Here is a 13,354-nt window from a genome sequence, read left to right as displayed (position 1 = left end):
CGCTGCCATACTTACGTCGCCGTAGGTTACGGAACCGTAGGGAAAGACCTCTATCGTCCCGTTCGGTCGCCGCGGATCGGCACCTCTCTCAACCCTCGACCCCACAGGGGACGCGCATGACCTCGTCTAGTTCCGATGTGATCGAAGACCCCCGGAAGGCGACCGACGGCCCGGTCCCGTCCGCCACCCTGGGCGGCGAGCGGAAGGGATCGCTCGAACAGATCACCCTGCTGCTGTTCATCGTCGTGCCGTTCCTCGCGCTGCTGGCGGCGGTGCCGCTGGCGTGGAGCTGGGGAGGGGTGAGCTGGCTCGACCTGGGCCTGCTGGTGTTCTTCTACTACCTGGGCTGTCACGGCGTGACGATCGGTTACCACCGGTACTTCACCCACGGTGCCTTCAAGGCGAAGCGGCCGCTGCGGATCGCGCTGGCCGTCGCGGGCTCGATGGCGGTGGAGGGGCCCCTGGTGCGGTGGGTGGCCGATCACCGCAAGCACCACAAGTTCTCGGACGCGGAGGGCGACCCGCATTCGCCATGGCGGTACGGCGAGACGGTGCCGGCGCTGCTCAAGGGCCTCTGGTGGGCGCACATCGCGTGGATGTTCGACGAGGAGCGGACCCCGCAGGACAAGTACGCGCCCGACCTGGTCAAGGACCCGGCGATCCGGACGATCTCCCGGCAGTTCATCTACTGGACGATGCTGTCGCTGGCGCTGCCCCCGCTGATCGGCGGACTGGTGACGATGTCCTGGTGGGGCGCGTTCACCGCGTTCTTCTGGGGTTCACTCGTGCGGGTGGCGCTGCTCCACCATGTGACCTGGTCGATCAACTCGATCTGCCACGCGGTGGGCAAGCGGCCCTTCAAGTCGCGCGACCGTTCGGGCAACGTGTGGTGGCTGGCGGTGCTGTCCTGCGGCGAGTCCTGGCACAACCTGCACCACGCCGACCCGACCTCGGCGCGGCACGGTGTGGAGCGGGGCCAGGTGGACTCCTCCGCGCGGATCATCCGCTGGTGCGAGCAGCTGGGCTGGGCGTACGACGTGCGCTGGCCGTCACGCTCACGTATCGATTCGCGCCGCAACACCGGGGACAGCGGCTCCCGGCAGGGGGCGGAGGCCGCGAAGGCGGCATGATTGACGGCGTGGCGACCGACTCCAGCACCCCCAGTCCCGACAGCAAGCAGCGGCGGACGCGTCGCACCCGTATGACCGGGGCGGAGCGCCGCCAGCAGCTGTTGGAGATCGGTCGCACCCTCTTCGCGGCGAAGGGGTTCGAGGGCACGTCGGTGGAGGAGATCGCGGCGAAGGCCGGAGTCTCCAAGCCGGTGGTGTACGAGCACTTCGGCGGCAAGGAGGGGCTGTACGCGGTGGTGGTCGACCGCGAGATGCGCCGGCTGCTGGACATGGTGACCAGCTCCCTCACCGCCGGGCATCCGCGGGAACTCCTGGAACAGGCCGCGTTCGCCCTCCTCGACTACATCGAGGAGTACACGGACGGCTTCCGGATCCTGGTCCGGGACTCGCCCATCCCCCAGTCGACCGGTTCCTTCGCGTCCCTCATCTCGGACATCGCCACCCAGGTGGAGGACATCCTGGGCCGCGAGTTCAAGTCCCGCGGCTTCGACCCCAAGCTGGCCCCGCTGTACGCGCAGGCGCTGGTGGGCATGGTCGCGCTGACCGGCCAGTGGTGGCTGGACGTGCGCCGCCCGAAGAAGGCGGAGGTCGCCGCCCACCTGGTGAACCTGTCCTGGCACGGTCTGGACGGCCTGGAGCAGAAGCCGCGGCTGATAGGCCACCGGAAGGCCTAGGCGAGGGGTTCCAGGAACTCCAGGCGGTTGCCGGCGGGGTCCTCGGAGTAGAAGCGGCGGTGGCCGGGGAGGTCGTGGTCCCAGATGACGGGTGCGCCGCCCGCTGCGAGCCGGTCGGCGTAGGCCCCGATGTCCGTGACGCGAAGCCCGGGATGGGCCTTGCGCGCAGGACGGAAGTCGCTCTCGATCCCCAGGTGCAGGTGCACGGCCCCCGCCCGGAACCAGCAGCCGCCGCGCGCCGCGAGCGCGGGCGGTTTGGGCACCTCGGTCATGCCCAGTACGCCGACGTAGTACGCGCGCAGCAGGTCCTCGCAGCCCGGTGGCGCTGCCAGCTGGACGTGATCGAGGGCGGTGAGCATCAGCGCTCCCCCTTCCGGGCCACGGCGAACACCCGCCGGAACGGGAACGGGGTGCCGTGCGGACCGGCCGGGTAGGCCTCGCGCAGGGCGGCCCGGTACTCGGCGAGGAACGCGTCACGGGCGGCCGGATCGTCGGCGAGGGCGGTGAGGACCGGGCGCAGTCCGGTGCCCTTCACCCAGTCGAGGACCGGGTCCTCGCCGGTGAGCAGGTGGATGTACGTGGTCTCCCAGACGTCGGCGGTGCAGCCGAGGGCGGTCAGCCGCTCCAGGTAGGCCTCGGGGGTGAGGACGGCGTCGTCGTGGCGGAGGGTCTCGGCGAGGCGGTCGTGCCAGCGGGCGGAGTGGGCGAGGGTGCGCATCAGCCGGTGGCTGGGGGCGGCGAAGTTGCCGGGGACCTGGAAGGCGAAGGTTGCGCCGGGGGCGAGGGCGTCGATCCAGTCGGCGAAGCGCTCGGCGTGCCCGGGGACCCACTGCAGCGTGGCGTTGCTGATGATCAGGTCGTACGGCCGCTCGGGCGCCCAGGTGCGGACGTCGGCGTGGGAGAAGTCCAGCCGGCCGCCGCCGGCCGTGGGGCCCTCGTACTCGACGAGCGCCTTGTCGAGCATCTCCGGCGAGTTGTCGTAGCCGGTGATGTGCGCGGCGGGCCAGCGGTCGGCGAGCAGGGCGGTCATGTTGCCGGGGCCGCAGCCGAGGTCGGCGACGACCGGGGGCCGCCCTGGCAGGTCGGGGACGCGGGCGAGGAGGTCGAGGAAGGGGCGGGCGCGGTGGCCGGCGTGCCGGAGGTACTGGGCGGGGTCCCAGGCGGGAGTCGTCATGTGTTCCACCTTCCCCGGAGAATTATCTTGATGTCAAGAGACTCGATATCAAGAGACTTCACGTCGACACAACCACTACACTGATCGTCATGGAGGACGAGGTCGATCGGCTGGTGGCTGCGTGGCGCCGGGAGCGCCCGGACCTCGACGTGGAACCGCTTGAGGTGCTCAGCCGGGTGAGCCGGCTGGCCCGGCACCTGGACCGGGCGCGTCGGCTGGCCTTCGCGGAGCACAGCCTGGAGCCCTGGGAGTTCGACGTGCTGACCGCGCTGAGGCGCGCGGGCACGCCGTACCAGCTCTCCCCCGGGCAGCTGCTGACGCAGACCCTGGTGACCTCGGGCACGATGACCAACCGGATCGACCGGCTCGCCAAGAAGGGCCTGGTGGAGCGGTTGCCGGACCCCAGCGACCGGCGCGGTGTGCTGGTACGGCTGACCGAGGAGGGCCAGGACCGCGCGGACCAGGCCCTGGCCGGACTCCTCACCCAGGAACGGGCGATCCTCGCGGAACTCTCAGGCGCCCAGCGCGCCGAACTGGCGGGACTGCTCCGCCAGTTGACGGCGCCGTTCGACAACATCCCCGGCTAGGCAGGTCCGGCGCCCCGAAGGGGCGCGGGGAACTGCGCGACCAGCCACGACGGCGCCGCAGTCGACAGACGCCGTACTGCGGCATTCTCAGCACCGGTCAGGCGCTGCTGCTCTCCTCCGACATGATCCGCCCGGTGGGCCCGAGGTCGACCGGACCCACCCCGGCGCGCCGCGCGAGCGCCACCGCCGCCAGCGTCGAGTGCACGCCCAGCTTGCCGAGGACGTTCTGCATATGGGTGCGGACGGTGTGCGGGGACAGGAACAGGCGCTCGGCGACCGCCTTGCGCCCCAGGCCCGCCACCATGCACCGGAGCACTTCCCGCTCTCTCGGCGTGAGGGACTCGACCAGCCGTTCGCTCTCGGTGCGGTGCTTGCGGGCGGCCGTCAACTCCCGCAGGACGCCCGTGAGCAGGGCCGGCGGCAGATGCGTCTCGTCGCGCAGCACGCCCCGGATGACGTTCAGCAGGCGGGAGAGCGAGCAGTCCTTGGCGACCCAGCCGGAGGCGCCTGCCTGTAGCGCCAGGGCCGCGCGCCGGGGATCGTCCTTCTCGGCGAGGACCACGATCCGGACGGCGGGCTGGGCCGAGCGGACGCCCGCGACCAGCGATATCCCGTCCACGATGCCGTCCTCGTTGCCCTCCTGCACCGGCACGGCCGGGCGGCCGACGGGCAGTTGGCCGCCCAGGTCGGCGTCGACGAGCAGCACGTCGTAGCGACGGCCCTCGGCGACCGCGCGCTCCAGGCAGCGCAGCGCGGCGGGACCACTGCCCGCCGCGGAGACGTCGACGTCCGGCTCCGCGGCCAGGGCCGCGGCGAGCGACTCGGCGAAGATGCGGTGGTCGTCGACGACCAGAACTCGGATACGAACCACGAAACCCCCTTCCCCAGTGCTCCTTACGAGCAGGGGATACCCCAAGGTCCTCAGAACGGCCAACCACGCGGATACGACACCCACGGGAGGACGGAACCGCACGACCGCCGCCGTGCCTGAACTGCTACCCCCACCGCGGGCGTCGTACCCGACTTGTCTCGCCCCCTGATCAGCACCGGCCCCCACCGGTACCGCTCCTCAGAGTACGGCCGGGGGCCCGGAGCGGAAGGCAATTTGCAGAACTGCCCGGCCGACGCGTTTATGGTGTGCCGCATGTTTCGTATTGAGGCGGAAGTAGACAAGGAACGGCGAGATCTCCTCCGCACACGGTTGCGGGACACGAACACAGCGGCGTCCCCGGTCCTCGCGGCCCTGCGGGGCACGCCCGGCGAACGCGAAGTGCCGTTGCACGTCTGGGCGATGGACGAGCGCTCGGGCGAACTGGCGGGCGGACTGGTCGGCCACACCTGGACGTCCTGGCTGCATGTCACGTACCTGTGGGTGGACGGCCGCCACCGCGGCGCGGGGCTGGGCGGCCGCCTGCTGTCCCGGGCGGAGCGCGTCGCCGTGCGGAACCGCGGCTGCACCGCGGCCCGGCTGGAGACCTGGGACTTCCAGGCCCCGGAGTTCTACCGGAAGCAGGGCTACGAGGTGGTGTGCGTGATCCCCGACTATCCGCCGGGGATCACCGAATACACGCTGACCAAGCGCCTGGGCTGAGGCTCAGACCTCCTGGCGGGCGCCCGCCGACGGCACCGCCTCGAACGTCCTCGGCGCCTGGAAGCCGGCGGCCGCGAAGGCCTCTTCGACCGCCTTGGTGATCGTGTCCACGTCGGCCGCCTCGGCGAGGACGATCGCCGAGCCGCCGAAGCCGCCGCCGGTCATCCGGGCGCCCAGGGCGCCGGAGGCCAGGGCGGTGTCGACGACCAGGTCCAGCTCCGGGCAGGAGATCCGGAAGTCGTCGCGCAGCGAGGCGTGGCCCGCGGTGAGGACCGGCCCGATCGCGCGGGTGTCGCCCGCCTCCAGGAGGGCCACCACCTGCTCCACCCGCTGGTCCTCGGTGACGACATGGCGGACCAGGCGCCGTACCTCCTCCTCGTCGCCGAGGCGGTCGAGCGCGGAGTCCAGCTCGTCGTAGGGGATGTCCCGCAGGGCGTCGACCCCGAGCAGGGCCGCGCCCTTCTCGCAGCCCGCGCGGCGCTTGCCGTACTCGCCGCCGCTGTGGGCGTGCTTGACCTGGGTGTCGACGACCAGCAGCCGCATGCCCTCGGCCGCGAGGTCGAAGGGGATCTGCTTCTGCGAGAGGTCGCGGGTGTCCAGGAACAGGGCGTGGCCCTGCTCGCAGCACGCCGACGCCGTCTGGTCCATGATGCCGGTCGGTGCCCCGACGTAGACGTTCTCCGCGCGCTGGCACAGGCGGGCCAGCTGCCAGCGCTGCAGGCCCAGTTCGTACAGGTCGTTGAGCGCGAGGGCGATCACCACCTCCAGGGCCGCGGAGGAGGACAGGCCGGCGCCGGTCGGGACCGTGGAGGCGAGGTGGACGTCGGCGCCGGTGACCGGGTGGCCTGCCTCGCGCAGCGCCCAGACCACGCCCGCCGGGTACGCCGTCCACTCCTGGTCGGTGCCGGGCTCCAGGGCGTCCAGGGCGAGTTCGACGACCCCGCCCTCGATGTCCGAGGAGTGCAGGCGCAGCACGCCGTCGGTGCGGCGGGCGACCGCGGCCGTCGTCACGTGCGGCAGCGCGAACGGCATCACGAAGCCGTCGTTGTAGTCGGTGTGCTCGCCGATCAGGTTGACCCGGCCGGGCGCCGACCAGACGCCGTCGGGCGCGGTTCCGTACAGCTCCACGAAACCGTCGTGCACCTGCTGTGCCCCCACTTACTGCTCCCTTGCTGCGCTGATGTGCTGCGCGAACTCCCAGGCGTCCGCGACGATCCCCGCGAGGTCCGCGCGGGTCGGGTTCCAGCCCAGCTTCTCGCGGGCGGTGGCCGCCGAGGCGACCAGGACGGCCGGGTCGCCGCCCCGGCGGGGGGCCACGACCTCGGGGATCGGGTGGCCGGTGACCTGGCGGACGGTCTCGATGACCTGGCGGACGGAGAAGCCCTCGCCGTTGCCCAGGTTGCAGATCAGGTGCTCGCCGGGCCGCGCGGCCGCCACGGCCAGCAGGTGGGCGTCGGCGAGGTCGGCGACGTGGATGTAGTCGCGGACGCAGGTGCCGTCGGGCGTCGGGTAGTCGTCGCCGAAGACGGAGATGGCCTCCCGGCGGCCCTGGGCGACCTGGAGGACCAGCGGGATCAGGTGCGACTCGGGGTCGTGCCGCTCGCCCTGCGCGCCGTACGCCCCGGCCACGTTGAAGTAGCGCAGGGAGACCGCGCCCAGGCCGTGGGCGGCGGCCTCGCCGGTGATCATGTGGTCGACGGCGAGCTTGGTGGCGCCGTACGGGTTCGTCGGCTGCGTCGGGGCGGTCTCGACGATCGGGACCTGCTCCGGCTCGCCGTAGGTGGCCGCCGTGGAGGAGAAGACCAGCTTGCGGACGCCGGCCTCGCGCATCGCGGCGAGCAGCGCCATGGTGCCGCCGACGTTGTTGTCCCAGTACTTCTCGGGCTTCACGACCGACTCGCCGACCTGGGAGAAGGCGGCGAAGTGCAGCACCGCCTCGTAGGAGGAGTCCAGCCACTTGGCGGCGTCGCGGATGTCGCCCTCGACGAAGGCGGCGCCCGCGGGGACGCCCTCGCGGAAGCCGGTGGAGAGGTTGTCGAGGACGGTGACCTCGTGGCCCGCCTCCAGCAGGTGCTGGGCGACCACACTGCCGACGTAACCCGCTCCGCCCGTCACCAGGTACTTCATCAACTCGCTACCTCTCGCAGTCGCTCGGCCGCGCGCTCCGGCGGCACGTCGTTGATGAACACGCTCATGCCGGACTCGGAACCCGCGAGAAACTTCAGCTTGCCGGACGTTCGGCGGATGGTGAAAAGCTCGAGGTGGAGCGCGAAGTCGTCGCGCGTGACACCGTCGAACTCCTCCAGCGTCCCGAACGGCGCCTGGTGCCAGGCGGCGATGTAGGGCGTGGGAGGTTCACCCTCACCGAAGATACGGTCGAAGCGCCTCAAGAGTTCCAGATAAACCTGGGGGAACTCTGAGCGCGCCGCCTCGTCGAGGCCGAGCAGGTCGGGGACGCGGCGCCGCGGGTACAGGTGGACCTCGTAGGGCCAGTGCGCGGAGTAGGGCACGAAGGCGACCCAGTGTTCACTCTCAAGGACGACCCGTTCGCCGGCGAGTTCACGCGCCAGCACGGCGTCGAACAGGTTCTCCCCGCCGGTCGCCTCCTTGTGGGCCGCGAGTGAGCGCAGCATCAGGGCGGTGCGCGGGGTGGTGAAGGGGTAGGCGTAGATCTGGCCGTGCGGGTGACCGAGCGTCACGCCGATCTCCTCGCCGCGGTTCTCGAAGCAGAACACCTGCTCGACGGAGGGGAGATGCGACAGTTCCGAGGTCCGGTCGGTCCACGCCTCCAGGACCAGGCGCGCCTGCTCCTCGTTCAGGGAGGCGAAGGACGCGTCGTGGTCCGAGGTGAAGCAGACCACCTCACAGCGCCCGGAGTCGCCCGCCAGCGAGGGGAAACGGTTCTCGAAGACCACCACGTCGTACGAGGAGTCCGGGATCTCGCTCAGCCGGTCGCCCTGGGTCGGGCACAGCGGGCACTGGTCGGCCGGCGGGTGGTAGGTGCGGCCCTGCCGGTGCGAGGCGATGGCGACCTGGTCGCCGAGCAGCGCGTCGCGGCGGATCTCCGAGGTGGTGTGCGTCCGCTCCAGCGGGCGGCGGTCCACCGCGTCCCGCACGGTGTCGTCGCGCAGGTCGTAGTAGATGAGCTCGCGACCGTCGGCCAGCCGGGTCGAGGTCTTCTTCACTGCGGACTCCCGAAATTCGAGCGTTGTTCGAGTCAGCCAACCATCAAACAGAACCGAACACACCAAAACACAACTCACCAGGTCAGTCAACATCGCAATCAATCAAGGTGAGACAACGAAAGTGTTGAATTACTGGGTGCAGAACCCCACAAATGCCCCCGTATCCCCCACATACCTCGCGACAGGCCTCCCGGCAGACCTCACGACGGACCTCGCGACGGAGCTCCGGCTCCCCACCAACGGCCTGGACTACACGATCCTCGCGATCTACTTCGTCGTGGTCCTGGGCATCGGCTTCGCGGCCCGCCGCTCGGTGAAGACCAGCCTCGACTTCTTCCTCTCCGGACGGTCGCTGCCCGCGTGGATCACCGGCCTCGCGTTCATCTCGGCCAACCTGGCCGCCACCGAGATCCTCGGCATGGCCGCGAACAGCGCGCAGTACGGCGCGTACACCGTGCACTGGTACTGGATCGGCGCCATTCCGGCCATGGTCTTCCTCGGCCTGGTGATGATGCCCTTCTACTACGGCAGCAAGGTGCGCTCGGTCCCCGAGATGCTGCTGCTCCGCTTCGACAGAGCCGCACACCTGCTGAGTTCGATCCTGTTCGCCTTCGCGGCCATTCTGATCGCCGGTGTGAACCTGTACGCCCTCGCGATCGTCGTCGAGGCGCTGCTCGGCTGGCCGCAGTGGGTGGCGATCGTGGTGGCCGGCGCGTTCGTGCTGGCGTACATCACCCTCGGCGGCCTCTCCTCTGCCATCTACAACGAGGTGCTCCAGTTCTTCGTGATCCTGGCCGCCCTGATCCCGCTGTCCGTGCTCGGCCTGAAGAAGGCCGGCGGCTGGGACGGTCTGGTCGACAAGCTCACCGCCACCCACGGCCACAACTTCACGACCGCCTGGGGCGGCACCGGCATCGGCACCGTCAACCCGCTCGGCGCGAACTGGCTGACCATCGTCCTCGGCCTCGGCTTCGTGCTCTCCTTCGGCTACTGGACGACGAACTTCGCGGAGGTCCAGCGCGCCCTGTCGGCGAAGAACCTGTCCGCCGCCCAGCGCACCCCGCTGATCGCCGCCTACCCGAAGATCTTCATCGTCTTCCTGGTGATGATCCCGGGCCTGGTCGCCGCCGCGCTGGTGCCGAACATCGGCACGTCCGCCTCCGGCCTCCAGTACAACGACGCGATCCCCTACCTGATGTCCCAGCTGCTGCCCAACGGCGTGCTCGGCATCGCGGTGACCGGGCTGCTGGCGGCCTTCATGGCCGGCATGGCGGCCAACGTGTCGTCCTTCAACACCGTGTTCACCACCGACATCTGGGCGAAGTACGTGGTCAGGGGCCGGGAGGACGCGTACTACGTGCGCTTCGGACGGCTCATCACCGTGATCGGCGTCTGCGCGTCCGTCGGGACGGCGTTCCTCGCGTCGTCGTTCTCGAACATCATGAGCTACCTCCAGACGCTGTTCTCCTTCTTCAACGTGCCGATGTTCGTCGTCTTCATCGTCGGCATGTTCTGGAAGCGCGCCTCGGCGAAATCCGGCTTCTGGGGACTGCTCGCGGGGACGGTGACCGCGATGGTCAACTACTTCGTCCTCTACAAGAAGGACATCATCGGCATCCCCTCCGACCAGGGCGCCAACTTCGTCTCCGCGATCGCCGGCTTCGTCGCCGGCGCGGTGGTGATGGTGATCGTCTCCCTGTTCACCGCGCCCAAGCCGGACGCGGAGCTCGCGGGGCTCGTCTACGGCACGACGTCCCCGGGGATGACCGAGGCGCCCGCGCCCGGCGACGAGGCCTGGTACCGCCGGCCGGCGCTGCTCGGCTGGGGCGCCGTGATCATCGCCGCCCTCTGCTACATCCCGTTCTCGTTCTAGTCCCGGTCGCGGGAGGATGGAGAAACCATGACCGACGACTCCGGGCACTCCGGGTTCCACTACTCCGAGCAGGACGTCCAGCGGGAGGTCACCGAGCTGGAGGGCAGGTCCGTGACCGCCGCGCGGATCTTCGACCTGCGGCGGATCATCGGCGGGCTGTTCGTCGTGTACGGGATCATCGTCACGATCGCCGGGATCACCGACTCGCAGGCCGAGATCGACAAGGCGCAGGGGATCAACATCAACCTGTGGACGGGCATCGGGATGCTGTTGCTCGGGGTGTTCTTCCTGGTGTGGCTGTGGTTGCGGCCTACTCCGCCGCCGGTACCTCCGGTGGAGGGGGCCGAGGAATAGGTCGTTTTTCGGCTGCGGGTGTGTGGGGGCTGGTCGCGCCCACGCGGCGGTAGCCGCACATCGATACAGCCCCGCGCCCCTATCGGGGCGCTTCAGTTCCGCCGTTAAAAGGTCCAGCCCGGTCCAGTAGGCCTGTCCTGGCCGCCAAAGCCGCCGCTTCCAGCCTCGATCCCACGCCCAGTTTCATCAGGACCCTCTGCACATGGGTGCGGGCCGTGCTGGGGGCGATGCCCATGCCGGCGGCGATGAGGCGGGTGTCCTCGCCGTCGGCGACGCGGACGAGGACCTCGACCTCCCGCGGGGTGAGCATCTGGAGGAGGCGCTGGCCCTCGTCGTCGGGCTGGGCGGCCGGGTTGAGGAGTTCGCCGAACGCGCCCTGGAGCAGGGCGGGGGCCACGGCGGCCTCCCCGGCCCGCGCCTTCATGATGGCCCGCTCGACGCCCTCTATCCGCTCGTCGTGCCGTACGTATCCGGAGGCGCCCGCGGCGAAGGCCGCCGCGATGCCGCGCGGGGACGGCACCGGGCCCAGCACCAGCACCGCGACCTGCGGCCGCTCCTTCTTGATCCGCACCACCGGGTCGAAGATGCCCGGCTCGGCCGGTGCCGCCGTACCGAGCAGGCACACCTCGGGTGCCCGTGTGATCACCAGCTCCGCCGCGCCCGCCGCCGGCGCCGCCGCGGCCAGCACCCGGTGGCCGCGCAGTTTCAGCGCCGAGGCCAGCGCCTCCGCGAGCAACCGGTGGTCGTCGACCACCATGAGCCGCACTCCCATAGAGCAACCCCCCAGTCCCCCCAATGGATGCCCCACTATGGATGCCCACTGGTCCGCATGGACAGAGGGCCCCCCGGCACCTCGTCCTTCATGCCCCCGGAAGCTACACGCTTGTTCGACGTCGCGCTGCCCCTACTGGTGAGAAGTGCCCCGGATCGGAGGAATCTCTTGCTTTTCTGGTATTCGCGCGCTTGACGTGGCGTCAGCCGCCCGCGCCGAACGCGACGACCAGGTATGACTTCCCCGAGGACGACGAGCCGGCGGTGTGGGCGTACTCGGCGGACATGTACAGGTGCCCCTGGGAGTAGAGGACCTCCGCGTACTCCGGCGCCATGCTGGTCTCCACGGCCTTGACCGCCTCGGTCGCCGGGTTCTCCAGCAGCTTGGTCTCCTTGAACGAACCGCCGTCGATGCTGACGATCTGACCGCCCTTGTCGTACGGAGGGTTCTTGTACGCGATCACGTTCGGACCGTCCATGCGCAGCGGCGTGATCGTGTAGTTGTCACCGGCGTCGGCGCGCTGACCGGTCTGCTTGCCGGTGGCGAGGTCGAAGGCGACGATCTCGTTGGTCTTGGCGAAGTCCCCGTCGCCGTCGTGCTCCTCGGTCGCCAGGTACAGCCGGTCGTTGCCGACCGCCAGTCCCGTGCACTTCTCCACCTGGTAGATGTTGTCGCAGCGGACCGCGTACGAGCTGCCCGGCGTGGAGATGCGGGTGCGCAGCGCACCGGTCCTGTTGTCGATGGAGAAGACGTCGGAGAAGCCGCTGCCGTCGCCGGCGCTGTTGTTGACGTCGGCGGCCACCACCAGCGGGTCGGTCGAGACGACGCTGGCGTAGTCGATGCCCGAGGTCATCCTGTACTCGGAGACCACCTTGCCGGAGACCGGGTCGAGGGTCTGGATGTGCAGCTGGCCGGAGTCGCCGCTGCCGCACTTGCGGACCGCGACCAGCTTGGCGCCGCCGCCGTACCCGGCGTCGTAGCAGCTGTCGGCCGGCTTCGGCTGCCAGCGGATCTTGCCGGAGGAGAGGTCGAAGGCGGCGCCGCCGCTGGTGCCGCCGACCGCGACGGTGTGCTGGGAGACCGTCACATTGTTGAAGTTGACCGGTACATCACCGGACTTGACCGTCTGCGTCCACAGCTTCTTACCGGCGTTCAGGTCGATCGCGGCGATCCGGGTGCAGCCCGCCGTGGAGCCCTTCGGGGGCATCTTCGGCTGGAAGACGACCGCCGTCCTGCCGTCCTCGCTGACGTGCCCGCTCGCGTAGCAGACCGGGCCGGACAGCGGGACCGTCCACAGCTTGGCGCCCGAGTCGGGGTCGTAGCCGGTGATCTCGGCGATGCCGCTCTTGGCGTACACCTTGTCGGTGAGCCAGGAACCGGAGGTGACGGTGGTGTCCTTCGCCGCGGGCAGCGGGACCTGGAAGAGGAGCTTGGAGGCGGGGTCGGCGGGCACCTTCTCGCTGCCCTTGCCGCCGTCCGTGTCCTGGCCGCCGGTGGTGCCGCCGGTCGTGCCGGAGCTGGAGTGCGCGGTGTCGTTCTTCTTTCCGTCGTCGCCGGAGGAACCGGAGGACTTGGAGTACCAGATGCCGCCGCCGACGATCAGCGCGATCGCGGCGACCGCGGCGACGACGATGAGCAGCGTGGCCTTGTTGCCACCGGAGTTGCCACCGGAGCCGCCCTGCTTGCCCGGCTGGGCGGGGTAGCCGGGCGGGGGCTGCTGCGGGTAGCCGTAACCGGGCTGCTGGGCGTAGGGGTTGGCGGCCGCGGGGGGCTGCTGGGTGTACGGGTTGGGGCCGGCCGGCGGCTGCGCGGGGTAGCCGTAGCCCGGCGGGGGCGGGGGCTGCTGCGGGTAGCCGTAGCCCGGCTGGGGCTGCTGCGGCGGGCCGGCGGGGGCGCCGAAACCGGGCTGCTGCGGGGGCTGGTTGGGCGGCGGCGGGGGCGGCTGAGTCATGGCGGAGGTACCTCGGAGGACGGCGCGTGGGACGGCTGGGGACGACGCGGGCTGATGGAGGAC

14 protein-coding genes are annotated in these 13,354 nt (G+C 70.3%); 6 read left to right on the top strand and 8 right to left on the bottom strand.

Features of this window, described 5'->3' with window-relative positions; genetic code table 11:
* Window positions 1-116 precede the first annotated feature (116 nt).
* Both ACIPSJ_RS30400 and ACIPSJ_RS30395 read left to right on the top strand, forming a co-directional pair.
* Window positions 117-1,130, top strand: a complete 1,014-nt coding sequence (locus ACIPSJ_RS30400; protein WP_401350828.1) for an acyl-CoA desaturase — start codon at window positions 117-119, stop codon at window positions 1,128-1,130.
* On the top strand, window positions 1,127-1,804 hold the full coding sequence (locus tag ACIPSJ_RS30395) for a TetR family transcriptional regulator (RefSeq protein ID WP_401350826.1): 678 nt from the start codon (window positions 1,127-1,129) through the stop codon (window positions 1,802-1,804). The genes ACIPSJ_RS30400 and ACIPSJ_RS30395 overlap by 4 nt, the downstream gene beginning before the upstream one ends.
* On the opposite strand, the gene ACIPSJ_RS30390 is transcribed toward ACIPSJ_RS30395, so the two are convergent.
* Together ACIPSJ_RS30390 and ACIPSJ_RS30385 are read right to left on the bottom strand one after the other, a co-directional pair.
* Entirely contained in the window at window positions 1,801-2,163 is a 363-nt protein-coding gene (locus ACIPSJ_RS30390; protein WP_401350825.1) for a VOC family protein, read from the bottom strand. The two genes, ACIPSJ_RS30395 and ACIPSJ_RS30390, sit on opposite strands and share 4 nt — an antisense overlap.
* Window positions 2,163-2,978, bottom strand: a complete 816-nt coding sequence (locus tag ACIPSJ_RS30385; protein ID WP_401350824.1) for a trans-aconitate 2-methyltransferase — start codon at window positions 2,976-2,978, stop codon at window positions 2,163-2,165. Before ACIPSJ_RS30385 ends, ACIPSJ_RS30390 begins: the two co-directional genes overlap by 1 nt.
* Window positions 2,979-3,067: 89 nt before the next feature.
* On the opposite strand from ACIPSJ_RS30385, the gene ACIPSJ_RS30380 reads away from it, so the two are divergent.
* Window positions 3,068-3,565: a MarR family transcriptional regulator gene (locus ACIPSJ_RS30380; protein ID WP_359212824.1), complete on the top strand. Its 498-nt coding sequence runs from the start codon at window positions 3,068-3,070 to the stop codon at window positions 3,563-3,565.
* A 97-nt stretch (window positions 3,566-3,662) separates the two neighbouring features.
* On the opposite strand, the gene ACIPSJ_RS30375 is transcribed toward ACIPSJ_RS30380, so the two are convergent.
* Complete coding sequence (locus ACIPSJ_RS30375) at window positions 3,663-4,436, bottom strand: response regulator transcription factor (RefSeq protein ID WP_355708682.1); 774 nt, start codon at window positions 4,434-4,436, stop codon at window positions 3,663-3,665.
* A 261-nt stretch (window positions 4,437-4,697) separates the two neighbouring features.
* On the opposite strand from ACIPSJ_RS30375, the gene ACIPSJ_RS30370 reads away from it, so the two are divergent.
* Entirely contained in the window at window positions 4,698-5,156 is a 459-nt protein-coding gene (locus tag ACIPSJ_RS30370) for a GNAT family N-acetyltransferase (RefSeq protein WP_359213121.1), read from the top strand.
* A 3-nt stretch (window positions 5,157-5,159) separates the two neighbouring features.
* Here ACIPSJ_RS30370 and galK read toward each other — a convergent pair whose 3' ends face one another.
* The 3 genes from galK to galT are packed head-to-tail and all read right to left on the bottom strand — an operon-like array spanning window position 5,160 to window position 8,341.
* Window positions 5,160-6,314 carry a galactokinase gene (gene galK, locus ACIPSJ_RS30365; protein ID WP_401350822.1) on the bottom strand — a complete coding sequence of 385 codons (1,155 nt, stop codon included), beginning with the start codon at window positions 6,312-6,314 and terminating at the stop codon, window positions 5,160-5,162.
* Window positions 6,315-7,283, bottom strand: coding sequence for a UDP-glucose 4-epimerase GalE (gene galE, locus ACIPSJ_RS30360; RefSeq protein ID WP_359212817.1), 969 nt, complete (start codon window positions 7,281-7,283; stop codon window positions 6,315-6,317). It lies immediately after the preceding gene.
* On the bottom strand, window positions 7,283-8,341 hold the full coding sequence (gene galT / locus ACIPSJ_RS30355) for a galactose-1-phosphate uridylyltransferase (protein ID WP_401350820.1): 1,059 nt from the start codon (window positions 8,339-8,341) through the stop codon (window positions 7,283-7,285). Before galT ends, galE begins: the two co-directional genes overlap by 1 nt.
* A 136-nt stretch (window positions 8,342-8,477) precedes the next feature.
* Between galT and ACIPSJ_RS30350 the strand changes: the two genes are divergently transcribed.
* Both ACIPSJ_RS30350 and ACIPSJ_RS30345 read left to right on the top strand, forming a co-directional pair.
* Window positions 8,478-10,214 carry a sodium:solute symporter family protein gene (locus ACIPSJ_RS30350; RefSeq protein WP_401350818.1) on the top strand — a complete coding sequence of 579 codons (1,737 nt, stop codon included), beginning with the start codon at window positions 8,478-8,480 and terminating at the stop codon, window positions 10,212-10,214.
* 27 nt (window positions 10,215-10,241) lie between these two features.
* Complete coding sequence (locus ACIPSJ_RS30345; RefSeq protein WP_401350817.1) at window positions 10,242-10,568, top strand: hypothetical protein; 327 nt, start codon at window positions 10,242-10,244, stop codon at window positions 10,566-10,568.
* Window positions 10,569-10,647: 79 nt separating this feature from the next.
* Here ACIPSJ_RS30345 and ACIPSJ_RS30340 read toward each other — a convergent pair whose 3' ends face one another.
* The gene (locus ACIPSJ_RS30340) at window positions 10,648-11,340 is read right to left on the bottom strand and encodes a response regulator transcription factor (RefSeq protein ID WP_359212808.1); all 693 of its coding nucleotides are present in this window, start codon (window positions 11,338-11,340) and stop codon (window positions 10,648-10,650) included.
* A gap of 202 nt (window positions 11,341-11,542) precedes the next feature.
* Window positions 11,543-13,291, bottom strand: coding sequence for a PQQ-binding-like beta-propeller repeat protein (locus tag ACIPSJ_RS30335; protein WP_401350815.1), 1,749 nt, complete (start codon window positions 13,289-13,291; stop codon window positions 11,543-11,545).
* Between the last annotated feature and the right edge of the window lie 63 nt (window positions 13,292-13,354).

Source organism: Streptomyces sp. NPDC090088, from assembly GCF_044747345.1.
Lineage (GTDB): Bacteria > Actinomycetota > Actinomycetes > Streptomycetales > Streptomycetaceae > Streptomyces.
The sequence above is the reverse complement of the archived record's forward strand: the minus strand, read 5'-3'. Positions and strand labels throughout refer to the sequence as shown.

Coding starts and splice junctions, on each gene's coding strand:
- ACIPSJ_RS30400 (WP_401350828.1), top strand. CDS start 117: ATGACCTCGTCTAGTTCCGATGTGATCGAAGACCCCCGGAAGGCGACC.
- ACIPSJ_RS30395 (WP_401350826.1), top strand. CDS start 1,127: ATGATTGACGGCGTGGCGACCGACTCCAGCACCCCCAGTCCCGACAGC.
- ACIPSJ_RS30390 (WP_401350825.1), bottom strand. CDS start 2,163: ATGCTCACCGCCCTCGATCACGTCCAGCTGGCAGCGCCACCGGGCTGC.
- ACIPSJ_RS30385 (WP_401350824.1), bottom strand. CDS start 2,978: ATGACGACTCCCGCCTGGGACCCCGCCCAGTACCTCCGGCACGCCGGC.
- ACIPSJ_RS30380 (WP_359212824.1), top strand. CDS start 3,068: ATGGAGGACGAGGTCGATCGGCTGGTGGCTGCGTGGCGCCGGGAGCGC.
- ACIPSJ_RS30370 (WP_359213121.1), top strand. CDS start 4,698: ATGGTGTGCCGCATGTTTCGTATTGAGGCGGAAGTAGACAAGGAACGG.
- galE (WP_359212817.1), bottom strand. CDS start 7,283: ATGAAGTACCTGGTGACGGGCGGAGCGGGTTACGTCGGCAGTGTGGTC.
- ACIPSJ_RS30345 (WP_401350817.1), top strand. CDS start 10,242: ATGACCGACGACTCCGGGCACTCCGGGTTCCACTACTCCGAGCAGGAC.
- ACIPSJ_RS30340 (WP_359212808.1), bottom strand. CDS start 11,340: ATGGGAGTGCGGCTCATGGTGGTCGACGACCACCGGTTGCTCGCGGAG.
- ACIPSJ_RS30335 (WP_401350815.1), bottom strand. CDS start 13,291: ATGACTCAGCCGCCCCCGCCGCCGCCCAACCAGCCCCCGCAGCAGCCC.